Origin of the sequence: Bacteroides sp. 224, from assembly GCF_010500995.1 — a bacterium.
Taxonomy (GTDB): Bacteria; Bacteroidota; Bacteroidia; order Bacteroidales; family Bacteroidaceae; genus Bacteroides.
Window position 1 is genome coordinate 15,871 of the sequence record NZ_QVMK01000037.1, and the last position, 16,580, is coordinate 32,450.

Genomic DNA, 16,580 nt, shown 5'->3' on the forward strand with positions numbered 1-16,580 from the left:
TGAATTTCACAAAGCATGGATAGAGCGAACCTGCCAATCAATAGCCTCTTGGAGCAAGCAGCCAGTGTCGTTAGAAGAAAAAAGAAAACAACAGGAGCGTTTGAACCAGCAGAAAGCTATAAGAGAGAGCAAATAAGAGAATTAATAGCATTCTCTAATTCTAATGGCTTATGGGTTTCTCTCTCTAAGCTAAATGTAGAGTATCTTAGCAAAGGAGGAGAGAATGAAGTTTATACTGGAGATAAAGATAACATAGTAGTCAAACTAAACAATTTTGAGTACGCAGGCGATGACTTAGAGAATTTCTTCATTCGCATTACCGCTCACAACAAGTTCTTTTGCAATGTACCCTATCAAATGATTGGCTTTTCTTATAACAGTCAACAAGAGTTCTGCGCAGTTATCATACAGCCTTATATCATAGCAGAACGAGAAGCCACAGAAAAAGAAATAGCTACTTATATGCAAGCATTAGGTTTTGAAATGGATTATATAGACGAATTTCACAATGACAATTATGAAGTGTTTGATGCTGTTCCCAATAATGTGCTTTATGGGATAGATAATGATTTATATTTTATTGATACACAAATAAGATTAAGACTTTAATCCCAATCCCCTCCTCCCTACCCCAAAATGGTCATTTTTTACCTTTTATTGACCTGAATTTGTTCAAATGCATGCAAACTTTCCCCTAAATTTGCCTCTCAAACAAAAGAATATTTTAATACTTTAAATTTTAAACAAGCATGCAAACATCTACTACCCTACCTCATAACAATCGTATAGAAATAGCAGACGTATTACGAGGTTTTGCCGTAATGGGAATTACCCTTATCCATTTCATCGAACGGTTCAGTCTTTATAGTTTTCCGGAAGAAACCAATAGCTTTCTGCTCTTTACAGATAGGGTAATCTGGGATAGTGTGTTTTTCACCATTTCCGGTAAAGCTTATTGTATTTTCGCCTTGCTTTTTGGGTTCAGTTTTTTTATTCAAGATAACTCACAAAAAGAAAAAGGAAAAGATTTCCGGGCACGTTTTGCTTGGCGTTTAATATTACTATTCTTTATAGCTTGCATTAATTCTACTTTATTCCCCGGCGAAATATTGATGCTCTATGCACTGGTGGGCTATGTACTGATTGCAGTTTGTCGGCTTTCTACCCGCACAGTGGCAATTATAGCGGCCATCCTTATTCTACAACCTTTGGAATGGGGACAAATCATTTACGGACTCATTGATCCTACATTTAAGATAAATGCCCAGCTCGATGCTCCTTATTGGGAAATCATTAATACCGCACAAAAAGAAGGCTCTTTCTTCGAAATGTGCAAAACAGCTATATGGACGGGCAATGTGGCTAATATGGGTTGGATGTTATTGCACGGAAGAGTTACCCAAACCGCCGGATTATTTATGATAGGTATGCTATTAGGACGCAACCACACATTCACCTATTCCGAGAAAAACATAAGATTGTGGATTAAAGTATTTATTCTGGCTGTCGTAGCCTTTTTCCCACTGTATGGTTTAATAGCTGTACTTCCCGATTTCATTAATCGAGAAGCACTATTGGTCCCCTCTACCCTTATACTAAAATCACTTTCGAATGTTGCATTTACAGGAATACTGTTTGCAGGAGTCATACTCGTTTATTACCTGACAACTTTTAAACACATACTCCACCATTTGGCACCTTATGGACGCATGAGCCTGACAAACTACTTATCACAATCCTTACTCGGAGGATTCTTGTTTTACAATTGGGGATTAGGACTTTACCAACACACCGGCATCACAGTATGTTTCCTTATAGGGATTGGCGTTTTCTTCATACAACTCTTTTTCTGTCGTTGGTGGCTTCGTTCACATCGTCAGGGGCCATTGGAGTATTTATGGAAAAAGGCAACCTGGGTAAAAATAAACTAAGAGTGGCACAAAGGCACAGAGAATTTAACTCACTAAAAATGAGAGACTCTGTGCCTCCGCGTCTCTGTGTTCAAATCGTATTTTATCATTAATTGGGACTTTTGATACCCTCTCTTCCGTCCTGTTCCGAAAGTTCTTTTATACTTTCTGCAATAGTCAGTTGTGTGTAAAACATAACAGGAGAGTTCATATCCTTTTTGTATTCAAGATATTTGATATTGTCTGAATTAAAAAACTTAGGCGTATAAATATCACTAAGTACAATGGTTGGCTTATTGAATGATTTTCTGATCTTCAACCCTGTTATTATTCGATCATTCCAGGTACTTAAATCAAAAACAGCCATCGGAGCATTCACTATTTTATTTATAATCTCATAATGATCTATGATACCCGAATTAATTTCATCTGCCCGCAAAGGATGATATCCGGCTTGTGCTACCGAAGGCTTAATTAGGGTATTATAGACATTCTTAAAATGATCCGTTTCATATCCATCATAGTTTTTTTCGATGGGCATAATAACGATGCATTCCATCTTTTCGGTTGTGCTGTGCATAATTCTTTTTTTGCAAAAATAAGACTTTATACTATAATAAAAAAAATATAAGCAACTACTTCACTATATAGTGTCAGTTTCTACCTGTTGACAAAATTAAAATTGTACCCAATCACCCTTATAAGGTTTTGGTTTCATACAAAGAATTCTTTTCTTTGGATATATATGCCTTAACAGACAATGAACTTACATTTCAATTTCCACAAAGAATGATAAAAACGAAAAAAATAAAAGAGTAATATCTGACCAAGAAACAATAATATTTGTTCAAAAGCCACTTTGTCGGCTCAAAAAAGCTATTTAAGACCTAATTTGGTCAGCTATTGCTCTTATTTGAACAGCTTTTTTCTTGTTATTCCAAATCAATCTGCTTTCTTTGCAGTTGTCCTTTTAATACAGAAAGTACTATGAATTTAAAAATCACATTGTTTATAACTATATTATTTCTCTGTTCTTCTTGCTGGCAAGGTAAGCAAAAGGAAAATAACGCAGCCATGCATACCACCTATACAAATCCTATATTAGATGCCGGTGCCGAACCATGGGCTATTCTCCATAATGGGAAATACTATTACACACAAGGATCGGAAAACAAGATTGTAATCTGGGAAACCTCCGACATTACTGATTTAAGAAATGCTACTCAAAAAACGGTTTGGACTCCCACAGAAAAAAGCAATAGTGAACACCTTTGGGCACCGGAAATTCACCATATAGATAATAAATGGTACATCTATTATACAGCCGATGATGGCAACATGGATAACCACCAAATCTATGTGATTGAAAACGAAGCAGCCAACCCATTCGAGGGCGAATTCATAATGAAAGGTCGGGTCAGTACCGACAAAGATAATAACTGGGCCATTCATGCCAGTACCTTCGAACATAATGGAGAACGCTATATGATATGGTGTGGCTGGCAGAAACGAAGAATCACCAACGAGAAACAATGCATTTACATTGCAAAGATGAAAAACCCCTGGACATTATCTACAGAGAGAATCTTAATTTCTCAACCGGAATATGAATGGGAACGGCAATGGGTCAACCCCGACGGTACTAAAACAACCTACCCCATTTATGTAAATGAAGCTCCGCAATATTTCTTCTCAAAGAATAAGGAAAAGGTGCTTATCTATTACTCGGCAAGCGGTAGCTGGACTCCCTATTACTGTGTGGGACTTCTCACCGCCGATGCTAAAAGCGATTTGACCGATCCGGCATCCTGGAAAAAAAATCCTCTTCCGGTTATACAGCAAGTACCGGAAAAAAGTATTCATGGTCCCGGAGGAATATCTTTCGTCCCTTCTCCCGACCGAAAAGAATGGTACTTACTCTATCACGCCCGAAGAGTGCCCAATGATGGTCCCGGAGGAGTAGACTCACGCTCTCCACGACTGCACAAGATTGAATGGGATGAGGAGGGAATACCTATATTAAACAATTTAACGACAGAAGGCACCCCCCTTCCTCTAATGTCCGGTACTCAGTAGTAATACCCAAATTTCAATAAATAATTCTTTCTGTTTTTATAAATATTATTTAAACAATAATGTTTATACGGGAATGCTATACCCTTTATCATATATATAAATACAACATTATTAATTTATTTAGTAACACCATTTTATGAAAAAAAAATTTCTTATCACATTTTTAGCAATTTCATTAAGTGCCTCGACGTGGGCACAGTGGAAACCGGCAGGCGAAAAGATTAAGACCCCTTGGGGTGAACAACTTAATTCGCAAAATGTACTGCCCGAATACCCTCGTCCCATCATGGAACGTTCCGACTGGAAAAACCTGAACGGACTTTGGAAGTACGCTATCACCGATCGGGGTGCTGCTGCTCCAAGTAGCTACGAAGGAGATATCCTTGTGCCTTTCGCTGTGGAGTCTTCTCTTTCAGGCGTAGGAAAAACAGTTGGCGAACATAAGGAATTGTGGTACAACCGCACCTTTACAGTTCCTTCGGGATGGAATGGCAAGAAAATCTTATTACATTTCGGTGCCGTTGACTGGAAAGCCGATGTATGGGTAAATGACATTAAAGTTGGGCAACATACCGGCGGATTTACTCCTTTCTACTTCGACGTAACTTCGGTACTTAAGAAAGGAAACAATACGCTGACTGTGAAAGTATGGGATCCTTCCGATCGCGGAGAACAACCTCGCGGAAAGCAAGTAGAACGTCCGGGAGGTATCTGGTATACACCAGTAACCGGTATCTGGCAAACGGTATGGTTAGAACCTGTATCAGAACGATATATCACCAATCTTAGAACAACTCCCAACATTGATCGCCGTATGTTGACTGTGGAAGTGGAAACTGCCAATCAGCATTACGCCGATAAAGTAGAAGTAAAACTCTATGATGGTAAAACACAGGTTGCATCAGGAGCTTCTGTAAACGGTATGCCAATAGAATTGAATATCTCTGATATGAAATTATGGTCGCCGGATTCTCCTTTCCTTTATGATATGACTGTAACACTTTACAACAACGGAAAGCAAGTAGACAAAGTTAACGGCTATGCCGCTATGCGTAAATACAGCACTCATAGAGATCATAAAGGCATCGTTCGTTTACAACTGAACAATAAAGACCTTTTCCAATTTGGTCCGCTTGATCAAGGTTGGTGGCCCGATGGTCTTTACACTGCTCCTACCGATGAAGCTATGGTATATGACTTACAAAAGACCAAAGACTTTGGTTTTAACATGACTCGTAAACACGTAAAAGTAGAACCTGCCCGTTGGTATACTCATTGCGACCGCATCGGATTAATCGTATGGCAAGACATGCCTAACGGCGGAAGAGGTCCTGTTCAATGGCAAACTCACAATTACTACGATGGCGCAGATGCTAAACGTTCTCCTAAATCGGAAGCTAACTATCGTAAAGAATGGAAAGAAATCATGGATTATCTCTACTCTTATCCTTCCATCGGCGTTTGGATACCATTTAACGAAGCTTGGGGACAGTTTAAAACTGTTGAAATTGCGGAATGGACCAAAGAATATGATCCTACTCGCCTGGTAAACCCTGCCAGTGGAGGTAATCATTACCGTGTAGGAGATATGCTGGACTTACATCACTATCCGGGTCCTAACTTATTCCTTTATGAACCGGAACGTGCTACTGTATTGGGAGAATATGGAGGTATCGGTTTAGTGATGAAAGATCACCTTTGGAAACCTGATAAAAACTGGGGATATGTACAATTCAACACCAAAGAAGAAGTGACCACCGAATACCTAAAATACATAGATGCATTGCTTGAGCAAATCGGCAGAGGATTCTCAGCAGCAGTCTACACTCAAATTACAGACGTGGAAGAAGAAGTAAACGGATTGGTAACATACGATAGAAAAGAGATAAAGGTTGACGAACAAAAAATAAAAGAAGCGAACTTGAAGGTTAGCAAATCATTGAATAGGTAAATGTAATCAGTGATATAAGGTATAAAGATTGAAGAAGGGTATTAGTTGAAGGAAAAAGATTGTTGAAGGATAACACTATTAATTGTGAATTAGGAATTAAACGTAAAACACTTAAATGAAGAAACTATTAATCATTACAGCATTGGTTTGTCTGGGCATACACGCTCAGGCAACCGATCTGTTTAAATCCAGTCAGGATATCAAACTGAGGGCACCTTCTGTTCCATTGATAACCTCAGACACTTATTTCGCCATTTGGTCGCCCTACAATACGTTGACCGAAGGAAATACTGAGCACTGGACAGCCGAAGAACACCCATTAATCGGTGCTTTGCGCGTAGATGGAAAAGTTTACCGCTTCATGGGAAAAGATAAATTGAACCTGGAAACCCTTCTTCCTATGGCCAATCAAAAACATTGGGAGACTAAATTCACGATGAATCAACCATCTGCCGGATGGGAGAAAGCCGAGTTTAACGATGCAAACTGGAAAACCGGCAAAGGAGCTTTCGGCACAAAAGATATGAGATACATCAATACCGAATGGAACACAAAAGACATCTGGGTACGCAGAACCTTTGAACTGGATCGCGATTTAACCAAAGAAACTATCTATCTGCGTTACTCTCACGATGATGTTTTTGAATTATACCTGAATGGAGAAAAGCTGGTAGCTACGGATTATTCCTGGAACAATGATGTAACCATAGAGTTATCTGCCGCTGCCAAAAAGAAATTTCGCAAAGGAACCAATGTAATTGCTGCTCATTGCCAAAATACTACAGGAGGTGCATACCTTGATTTCGGGCTTTATCGCAAACAGCCAGTTATTAGCAATTTTACTCAGGAAGCTATCCAGAAATCGGTAGATGTACTTCCTACACAAACTTTCTACACCTTTGTATGTGGTCCTGTAGAATTGGATTTGGTATTTACCGCTCCTTTATTGATGGAAGATATCGACTTGATATCTACCCCTATCAATTACATCTCTTACCGTGTTCGCTCTTTAGATAAGAAAGAACATGATGTACAGGTGTATATTGAGACTACGCCTCAGTTAACAGTTCATCAACCTTCTCAACCTACCATATCTACTATGGTAAGCCACAATGGAATGAACTATATTAAGTCAGGCACCATCGATCAGCCTTATACTATTCGTAAAGGAGATGGTGTACGTATCGACTGGGGATATTTATACTTGTCTGCTCCTGCTAATGAGGCCAATAAATCATTAAGCATCGGCAACTATTACGGAATGAAACAAGAGTTTATCTCCACCGGTAAATTGATGCCCACACAAGATAACTACATTACCCGTAACATTGATGATATGCCTGCACTGGCCTATACCGAGAATCTGGGTAAAGTAAACCGTACCGGAAAAGATGGTTACCTGATGTTAGGTTATGACGATATTTACTCCATCGAGTACTTCTACAAAAGACGCATGGCTTACTGGAAACACAATGGCAAAGTAACCATATTCGATGCATTTGATAAATACAAAACCGCTTATCCTTTCTTGATGAATCGTTGTCGCGAGTTCGACAAGCAATTACTGAAAGATGCGGAACAAGCCGGAGGCAAAGAATACGCCGAAATCTGCGCTTTAGTTTACCGTCATGCCATCACTGCACACAAAGTTATTACAGACGATGCCGGCAACTTGTTGTTCTTATCAAAAGAAAACCACAGTAACGGCTGTATCAATACAGTGGATCTTACCTACCCATCGGCTCCCCTCTTTCTTATTTATAACCCGGAGTTGATGAAAGGAATGATGACCTCCATCTTCTATTACAGCGAAAGCGGACGTTGGAACAAACCCTACCCCGCACATGACCTGGGCACCTATCCCATCGCCAACGGACAACTCTACGGCGAAGACATGCCTGTAGAAGAAGCCGGAAACATGGTTATACTGGCCGCTGCCATTTCTTTAATAGAAGGAAACGCAAGTTACGCGGAAAAGCATTGGGAAACACTATCCACCTGGGCCAATTACCTGCTTGAAAACGGTTTAGACCCTCAAAACCAACTTTGTACCGACGACTTTGCCGGACACCTGGCTCACAACGCCAACCTTTCAATGAAAGCCATCATGGCCATTGCCGGTTATGGAGAAATAGCGCGTATGTTGGGCAAAGATGATCTTGCTGCCAAATATAATCAAGCTGCCAAGAAACTGGCTATTGAATGGGAAAAGATGGCCAACGATGGCGATCACTACAAATTAGCTTTCGACAAAAGCGGCACTTGGAGTCAGAAATACAACATGGTATGGGATAAGGTATTCAACTGGAATATATTCCCTTCTCAAATAGCGGAAACAGAAGTTAATTACTACTTAACCAAGCAGAATAAGTATAGTATGCCACTCGATTCTCGCAAAGATTACACCAAATCCGATTGGGTATTGTGGTCTGCCTGCCTGGCAAAAGATCAGGCTACATTTGAGAAGTTCATCGCTCCCATTTATGTATATGCCAATGAAACAACCTCGCGTGTACCCATCAGCGACTGGCACGATACACATACCGGAAAGATGATGAACTTCAAAGCACGTTCAGTAGTGGGAGGATATTATATGAAGTTATTGATGGAGAAGATACATACGACTAAACAGTAGTTAGAAGCTGGTAGATAGTAGCTATATTCATCTTAGCTACTATCTGCCGATTACTAATTACTAAATCACTTTTATTAACCTTTTATTATTTAATTAAAAAAACAGAGAAACTAATGAGAAAAAAAGATCTTAAAAAAATCAGTCAACGAACATTGGTAGTGCTTATGTGCATGGCAGCAGTGTTCTTTACAGGCTGTGACGGATCGGACATTGCAGAGAAAGTTCAAAGACCGGATGTCCCCCATGACCCTTCACAACCAGTAGTTATAAACTCCTTCGAACCTAAAACAGGAGGAGTAGGTACACAAATACTTTTTAAAGGATCGAACTTTGGTAGTAATCCGGATGCTATCAAAATTACGATGTATGGACTTGAACTAAATGTTATTAGCGCTTCAGGTGATATGGTTTACGCTATATTGCCGCAAGATCAACCTGAATTGGATGAAAACGACGCAGAACAAGGTATAATCACCATAAAGGTAGGTAAAGGAGAGAACATGAAAGAAGCAAAAACTACTGATAAGTTCAAGTATGCTATTACTCCGTTTGTTTCTACTTTATGTGGATTTATTGATGAGAAAGGGAAATCATCTTCAATAGACGGTCCCATCAATGAAGCTCAATTCAGTGATCCTAACTGGCTAACTTTTGATCAGCATAAAAATTTATATGTATTGGAAGAGGAATATGGCATACGTTTCATTGATAAAAATCACACAAATGTAACCACAGTATCAGGGAAAGTAAACGGATTCGGTCGTTTTAGAACAGCCTCTTTTTCCACAGACTGGAAATATTTATATGTAACCAATGATGGTGGTTCGTGGAATGACTTGGGTACGGCTAAATTCACTATTCCAGATAATTTTCAAGGAGAAAATTTATCTTTCGACCGGGCTATAAATTCCCAACAATGTAACGGAGGAGCCGTACATCCACAAGATAATATTTACTTCTTTAACAGCTATGAACAAGGACAAGTATTTAAATGGAGTGGGGTTTCTAATCCGGTTGGAGCAAAAGAAAATTCCAAAGAGTTATTTAAAATACAAGATGTAAGATGGGAGTTCAACATTCAGTTCCATCCCAGTGGTGACTTTGCATACATAGTAGTAATCAACAGACATTATATTCTTAAATCATACTACAATCGTGAAACACAAGAATTGAGTCAACCGGTTCTTTTTGCCGGATATCCAGATCAAAAAGGACACAGGGACGGTGTAGCTACTGCAGCACGTTTCGAAGAACCTTACCAGGGAGCTTTTGATGAAGAAGGCAATTTCTATGTTTGCGATCGAATCAATCATTGCATACGTAAAATCACTCCCGAAGGCATTGTCAGCACATTTGCCGGAAGACCTGGAAGTCATGGATATGTCGATGGAGAGCTAAGGGATGCTCAATTTGATCGTCCTAATGGTATTGTGTATGACAAAGATGAAAAAGTTTTCTATGTTGCCGATCGTTCGAACAAACGAATTCGCAAAATAACTATGCCCAAATAACTATATTATGAGAAAACAACTATATATATTATTTATGATGCTCTTGGCATGTACTACAGGAGCATTTGCCCAGGAAGGAGTAATCACTCTTACTGGTACGGTAACCGATGATAGCAAAGAGACACTGATAGGGGTAAGCGTTGCTGTAAAAGACAAAGTAGGCACCGGAACCATCACCGATCTGGATGGTAACTTCTCCATTAAAGTAACTCCATACAGTACCTTAATATTCAGCTATGTAGGGTATGAGAAACAGGAAATCAATATAGGTACTAAAACCACTTTAAATGTAGTGTTGAAATCTGAAAATGTATTGGATGAAGTAATCGTAACCGGAGCAGGAGCTCAAAGGAAACTAACTTCTACCGGAGCAATTACTACAGTAAATATAAAAGATTTGAAAGGAGTAGCTTCTACAAACCTATCCAATAGTTTGGCAGGTAATGTGGCAGGGATTATCGCCCGTCAATCTTCCGGACAACCCGGACAAAATGCATCTGAATTCTGGATTCGTGGTATCTCTACTTTTGGAGCCGGATCATCTGCCTTGGTTTTGGTAGATGGATTTGAGCGCGACTTCAACGAAATCAATATTGAAGATATTGAAACCTTCTCTGTATTAAAAGATGCATCGGCTACCGCTATTTACGGATCGAAAGGGGCTAATGGTGTAATATTAATTACTACAAAAAGAGGAGAAGCCGGAAAAATTAATATCAATACAAAAGCAGAGTATTCATACAACACACGTACCCGTACTCCTGACTTTGTAGATGGTATAACATACGCCGGCATGGTAAATGAAGCATTGGTAAGTCGTAACAGAGAGCCACTGTATACTGCGGAAGAAATCGACCTTATCAGATATCAAATGGATCCGGATCTCTATCCAAATGTAGACTGGATGGATATGTTACTAAGAGATGGAGCACCAACCTATAAAGTATCTGTAAATGTTGATGGTGGTGGATCTACTGCTCGTTATTATGCATCCGCCAGTTACTTAAATGAAGGAGGGATGTATAAAACCGACAAAGCTCTGAAAGATTATAAAACCAATGCCAATATGGACAGATGGAATTATAGAATGAACTTTGATATGGATGTAACTCCTACCACATTAGTGAGTGCCGGTATATCCGGTTTCTTGGAAACCACCAATGAACCGGGACTTGCCGGCGATATCTGGCATTCTGTCATTGGGCAAAATCCAATCTCAATCCCTGTACTTTATTCAGATGGTAAAATACCTGCTTATGGTACAGGTAACAGAACCAATCCTTGGGTACTTGCCACACAAACCGGGTTTGTTCAAAACTGGAAAAGTGTATCTCAGGTAAATGCAAACATCAAACAAGATTTAAAATTTATTACAGATGGGCTGCGTTTTGAAGCCAGAATTGGGTTAGACAATACCAGCAAGAACAAGGTAGGCAGAATTAAATGGCCGGAACAATACAAAGCCAAACGCAGAAGAGACTTAAATGGAGATTTGGTTGTAGATAGAGTTTCAACAGAAAGTTTTCTACACCAACAAGCATCCAGTCAATCCGAGCGTTTTATTAATATAGAAGCAGAGTTCCACTATAACAAATTATTTAATCAGAAACATCGTGTAGGTGCAATGGTTAAATATATGCAAAGTGAAAAAACAGAACCGGCATACGAAAGAAAATGGAGAACTGAAGAAAAAGATGGTAAAACTTATTTCTATTGGGATGAAACAGATATGCAATTTCTCATCCGCGGTATGCCCAAAAGAAACATGGGATTATCCGGACGTACCACCTATGCCTTCATGGACAAATATATGGTAGAGTTCAACTTTGGTTATACCGGATCTGAAAACTTTAAAAAAGGACATCAGTTTGGTTTCTTCCCAGCGGTTTCGGCAGGTTGGAACATTGCACAAGAAAAATTCATTCAAAAAGCTCTTCCTTGGTTAACTATGGCTAAGGTTCGCTACTCGTATGGAGAGGTAGGTAATGATAACATCGGAACCCGATTCCCTTATTTAGTAGAAGTGGGTAACCGTGATGGCTATAATTTTGGAGACATAAACCAAGCATACGGTATTGGCGGACTTCACATGTCTAAAGTAGCTGCTGATTATCTGACCTGGGAAGTAGCAAAGAAGCATAACATAGGTTTTGATCTGAATATTTTGAATAACAAATTCAGTGCTACCATTGATATCTTTAAAGATACCCGCGAAGATATTTATATGGAAAGAAAAAATCTGTCCGGCATGACAGGGATCACCAGCAAACCTTGGGCTAATGTGGGTAAAATGGAAAGTAAAGGATTCGATGGAAACTTTGCATTTACAGAAAACATTGGCGAAGTAACACTAACCCTGCGTGGAAACATAACTTACACCAAAAATGAAGTTATTGAACATGATGAAGAAACCAATGCATTACCTTACCGCATGATACAAGGCTACCGTTGGAGGCAAGTAAAAGGATTGGTAGCAGAAGGACTTTTCGAAGACTATGAAGACATCAGAAACAGTCCTAAACAAACTTTTGGTGCTTATATGCCCGGAGATATCAAATACAAAGACATCAATGGTGATGGCGTCATTGATGATAAAGATATCGTAGCTATCGGAGCCACAGAAGTTCCTAATTTGATTTATGGACTTGGGCTATCTGTATTATGGAAAGGTTTCGATTTTAATGTACATTTTCAGGGAGCCGGAAAATCTTCTAAAATGATAGAGGGTTCCAGCGTATATCCTTTCATAAATAGTGATTGGGGAAATATATTCAAAGAAGTAGCAAATTCTTCCGATCGCTGGATATCTAAAGAAATTTCTGGCGATCCTGCTACCGAAAATCCAAATGCTAAATACCCGCGTTTGAGTTATGGTGGACAAGGAAATAACTACCGAGCCTCTACATTCTGGCTTCGTGATGGCAAGTATGTACGTTTAAAAACTTTGGAAATAGGATATACTTTGCCAAGCAACTTCTTAAATAAATTCCGAATTTCCAGAGCCAGAGTTTATTTTATTGGAAACAACTTAGCTTTATGGGATAGTTTGAAACTATGGGATCCGGAATTAGATACAACCAATGGACAGAAATATCCTTTAAGTAAGAGCTTCACTCTTGGATTAACCTTAGGTTTTTAATCTTTAATTATTAATAATAACGATATGAAAAATAAAATATATACACTGATAATAGCCGGATGTGCCCTGATTGGGAGTCTGACATCCTGTTCGGATTATCTGGATGTAGAATACATATTCAAAAATCAGATGAATATGGATACCGTATTCCAACAAAAAGATTATGCAGAACAATGGTTAAGTAATGTATACGGCTATCTGGCAGACGGACAAAATGTAATGATAGCCAGCAAAGGACATCAACCATTCAACTTCTTGGCAGATGATATGTACTATGGTGACAGAGGCAATCAATATGAATTCTTTAAAAACTGTCGCTATGGTGAGGGAGATAAGCAAAATTGGAATGTTTGTTATGAAGGTATTCGCAATGCGTCAATCTTCATACACAATATTGACCAAAACCGGGAAATGACCAAAGAGGAAATTGCAGACAACAAGGCCCAAGCCAGATTCCTAAGAGCAAATTTCTATTGGCTACTTCTACGTAAATATGGTCCAATTCCTATCTTACCGGATGAGGGTATGGACTTTACCAAAGAATATGAAGACTTAGCCCTCCCGAGAAATACTTATTTAGAATGTGCCGAATATATTGCTAACGAAATGGCTTTAGCAGCTCAAGATTTGGAAGAATCTCGCCCTGCCCGTGAGATAGCTCGGGCTACAAAAGGAGCAGCTCTTGCTTTCAGAGCCAGAGCTTATCTCTATGCTGCAAGTCCGCTATTTAACGGAAATGATGACGAATGGGCTCAACAACTGGTTGATGATCAAGGAAATCGATTGATTTCAAAAGAATACAATGAAGAATTATGGGCAAAAGCTGCCGCTGCTGCAAAAGATGTAATAGATTTGAATAAATACGAATTATATACAGCCAAATTCAGGGCCAACGACGAAGGTCCTGCTTATCCCAAAACAATTGTTCCTCCTACACATCCTGTTTATTCTGAAAAGAACTGGCCAAACGGATGGAAAGACATCGACCCATTCGAATCTTACAGACAGATTTTTAACGGAGCTATCGCTGGAAACATGAATAAAGAAATTGTCTTTACTCACGGAGTCAATACTAATACAGAAGGTGTGATGGCAATGATTAAACATCAGATGCCTGCTTCGCTTAATGGTTGGAACACACATGGTGTTACATTAAAACATGTCAACACATATTATATGAATGATGGTGGAAATTTCTATGCGTATGGTAAAGAGGATCCACGTGAAGGAAGACCTACTTATGACTTTACTACTAAAGAGGAAGTAGATGCAGAACTCTGCCGCCCGCTACCTGCCGGAGTATCTAAAGAATATTTAGGAAGAGAGCCTCGTTTCTATGCATCTATTGCCTATAACGGAAGCATCTGGGATGTAGAAACCTCCCCTATTACAGAAAATAGACGCAATCAACAAGTATTCTACTGGAGAGGTTCCCAAGATGGACGTTTAACCAGTGCACCCGGTTTTTACCTCCGCACAGGATTGGGTATCAAGAAGTTTGTGCATCCACTGGATTATTTTGAAAATCGAGATGCCGGAACCTCCAAAGGTCCTGCTAAAATTGATGTGGACATACGTTATGCTGAGATTCTTCTAATTTATGCAGAAGCACTAAATGAACTGACCGGCACTTACACTATTCCAACTTATGATGGAACAAGCAAACACACCATCAGCCGCAATACAGAGGAAATGAGTTTTGCTATATCACAAATTCGAATCCGTGCCGGATTACCTAATTTTGATAGTGCAACTTATGACAGTCAAACCGAGTTCAGAAAAGCATTGAAACGCGAAAGACAAATTGAATTATTTGCCGAAACACATCGCTACTTCGATCTTAGACGTTGGAAAGATGCAGAAAAAGAAGAAACTATGCCTGTATGGGGATGTAATATGAATGCAACAGATAGCCAAAAAGACATGTTCCACTATCCGGTATTGGTATCTTCTCTTCCTAATGTTTTTATCCCTAAAATGTATCTATGGCCTATCTCGTATAGCGAATTGCGTAAGAACAGAAAGCTTACACAAAACCCCGGATGGACTACTTTTGACTAACCCCAAAACAGATAGTATATGAAAATAATATATAAATGGGCAGTTGCCCTGAGTTGCATTTTACTTTGGACAAGTTGCAACGACGAATGGAAAGATGAACAGTACGAACAATACATCTCTTTTGTAAATTGTGGTGTAAATAAGGTTTATTTAAAGTATAATGCAGAGGGTGGTAATAAAACCTATAGCATTCCTATTCAGCTAAGCGGATCGACCAAAGTAGGTAAAGATGTAAATGTAACCGTAGCTTTAGATACGGATACTTTGGCTACTTATAACGATGAAACCTACCGTCTGAGAACCGACTTATATTATAAAGAGCTGGATGAACAACACTACAATTTTAAATCATGGTCTACCACTATTTCGGATGGAAAAACCAAAGGTTACTTAGATGTAGACTTTAATTTTGCCGGATTAGATAATTACGACAAATACATCCTGCCACTGACTATTGACGAATCTTCTGATTTACGCCCAAATCCGGTAAAACACTATCGGAAGTCGTTGATGCAGATCGTACTTTTTAATGATTACTCCGGAAAGTATGAAATGAGCTCCGAAGTAGTGGAAGTAGGCAACGAAAAAGAAAAGTTGAAAGTAGAAAACCGCAATTCTTTTGTAATAGATGAAAATACAATTTTCTTTTTTGCGGGTATGGTAGACGAATCAGCATTGGATAGAAAAGACTATCGTATCAATGTGAAATTCATCAAACAAAATCCGGATGACACCTCAGGTGTCTTGGAAATGTGGGCAGACAATGATGCGATTGATTTCAAGTGGGAAAAAGCTAAATGTTTCTTCATTATTCAGGAAGAAATGGATGCCGTTCAACCATACTTGAAACGTCGTTACCTAACAATGAATGTAAGCTACACTTACAAAGACTTGGCAAACCCTGCTTATCCAATCACATACAAATACGAAGGTACCATGATCATGGAACGCGTATTGAATATCCTGATGCCGGAAGAAGATCAGATTATGTGGTAAACTCACAGTTTAAGTTATAACTAAAACCTCGAAGCCATCTCTACCAACCAGAGATGGCTTCTTTTTTTATCATAAAGAGTTTACTTTGTGCCTTGCCTGTGACAAAGTTGTGCCTTGCCTGTGGCACAACCGTGCCATGCCTGTGGCACTGCTGTGCCATGCGCGTGGCACAACTGTGCCACACTGGCAAGGCACAAATCTGATTGTATGTTAACGTTTTTAGTTGACTACTTTCAGTCTTATTAATAGAATTGGTTGCCTCGGTTTATACTTAGTTATAAACTAGGTTGACCTTTTTCAT

The 16,580-nt window shown here is 39.2% G+C and carries 10 protein-coding genes; 9 read left to right on the forward strand and 1 reads right to left on the reverse strand.

Going from position 1 to position 16,580, the window contains the following annotated elements; translation table 11 throughout:
• Nucleotides 1-15 precede the first annotated feature (15 nt).
• Both D0T60_RS15000 and D0T60_RS15005 read left to right on the forward strand, forming a co-directional pair.
• Nucleotides 16-609 (forward strand): hypothetical protein, encoded by a 594-nt coding sequence (locus D0T60_RS15000; protein WP_163218946.1) that lies wholly within the window; start codon nt 16-18, stop codon nt 607-609.
• A 140-nt stretch (nt 610-749) separates the two neighbouring features.
• On the forward strand, nt 750-1,931 hold the full coding sequence (locus D0T60_RS15005) for a DUF418 domain-containing protein (RefSeq protein WP_163218947.1): 1,182 nt from the start codon (nt 750-752) through the stop codon (nt 1,929-1,931).
• 88 nt (nt 1,932-2,019) lie between these two features.
• Here D0T60_RS15005 and D0T60_RS15010 read toward each other — a convergent pair whose 3' ends face one another.
• Complete coding sequence (locus D0T60_RS15010) at nt 2,020-2,490, reverse strand: hypothetical protein (RefSeq protein WP_163218948.1); 471 nt, start codon at nt 2,488-2,490, stop codon at nt 2,020-2,022.
• Nucleotides 2,491-2,897: 407 nt separating this feature from the next.
• Between D0T60_RS15010 and D0T60_RS15015 the strand changes: the two genes are divergently transcribed.
• The 7 genes from D0T60_RS15015 (at nt 2,898) to D0T60_RS15045 (ending at nt 16,279) form a co-directional block, all read left to right on the forward strand.
• Nucleotides 2,898-3,986: a family 43 glycosylhydrolase gene (locus D0T60_RS15015; protein WP_163218949.1), complete on the forward strand. Its 1,089-nt coding sequence runs from the start codon at nt 2,898-2,900 to the stop codon at nt 3,984-3,986.
• 136 nt (nt 3,987-4,122) lie between these two features.
• Nucleotides 4,123-5,937 (forward strand): glycoside hydrolase family 2 protein, encoded by a 1,815-nt coding sequence (locus tag D0T60_RS15020; protein WP_163218950.1) that lies wholly within the window; start codon nt 4,123-4,125, stop codon nt 5,935-5,937.
• A gap of 115 nt (nt 5,938-6,052) precedes the next feature.
• Nucleotides 6,053-8,572: a glutaminase domain-containing protein gene (locus tag D0T60_RS15025; protein WP_163218951.1), complete on the forward strand. Its 2,520-nt coding sequence runs from the start codon at nt 6,053-6,055 to the stop codon at nt 8,570-8,572.
• A gap of 113 nt (nt 8,573-8,685) precedes the next feature.
• Entirely contained in the window at nt 8,686-10,083 is a 1,398-nt protein-coding gene (locus D0T60_RS15030; RefSeq protein ID WP_163218956.1) for an IPT/TIG domain-containing protein, read from the forward strand.
• A gap of 7 nt (nt 10,084-10,090) precedes the next feature.
• A complete protein-coding gene (locus D0T60_RS15035) occupies nt 10,091-13,222 on the forward strand; it encodes a TonB-dependent receptor (protein WP_163218952.1) in 3,132 nt (1,043 codons plus the stop codon).
• A gap of 24 nt (nt 13,223-13,246) precedes the next feature.
• A complete protein-coding gene (locus D0T60_RS15040) occupies nt 13,247-15,283 on the forward strand; it encodes a RagB/SusD family nutrient uptake outer membrane protein (RefSeq protein ID WP_163218953.1) in 2,037 nt (678 codons plus the stop codon).
• Nucleotides 15,284-15,301: 18 nt separating this feature from the next.
• Nucleotides 15,302-16,279 (forward strand): DUF4973 domain-containing protein, encoded by a 978-nt coding sequence (locus D0T60_RS15045; protein ID WP_163218954.1) that lies wholly within the window; start codon nt 15,302-15,304, stop codon nt 16,277-16,279.
• Nucleotides 16,280-16,580 lie beyond the last annotated feature (301 nt).

Coding starts and splice junctions, on each gene's coding strand:
- D0T60_RS15025 (WP_163218951.1), top strand. CDS start 6,053: ATGAAGAAACTATTAATCATTACAGCATTGGTTTGTCTGGGCATACAC.
- D0T60_RS15035 (WP_163218952.1), top strand. CDS start 10,091: ATGAGAAAACAACTATATATATTATTTATGATGCTCTTGGCATGTACT.
- D0T60_RS15010 (WP_163218948.1), bottom strand. CDS start 2,490: ATGCACAGCACAACCGAAAAGATGGAATGCATCGTTATTATGCCCATC.
- D0T60_RS15030 (WP_163218956.1), top strand. CDS start 8,686: ATGAGAAAAAAAGATCTTAAAAAAATCAGTCAACGAACATTGGTAGTG.
- D0T60_RS15020 (WP_163218950.1), top strand. CDS start 4,123: ATGAAAAAAAAATTTCTTATCACATTTTTAGCAATTTCATTAAGTGCC.
- D0T60_RS15040 (WP_163218953.1), top strand. CDS start 13,247: ATGAAAAATAAAATATATACACTGATAATAGCCGGATGTGCCCTGATT.
- D0T60_RS15045 (WP_163218954.1), top strand. CDS start 15,302: ATGAAAATAATATATAAATGGGCAGTTGCCCTGAGTTGCATTTTACTT.
- D0T60_RS15005 (WP_163218947.1), top strand. CDS start 750: ATGCAAACATCTACTACCCTACCTCATAACAATCGTATAGAAATAGCA.
- D0T60_RS15015 (WP_163218949.1), top strand. CDS start 2,898: ATGAATTTAAAAATCACATTGTTTATAACTATATTATTTCTCTGTTCT.
- D0T60_RS15000 (WP_163218946.1), top strand. CDS start 16: ATGGATAGAGCGAACCTGCCAATCAATAGCCTCTTGGAGCAAGCAGCC.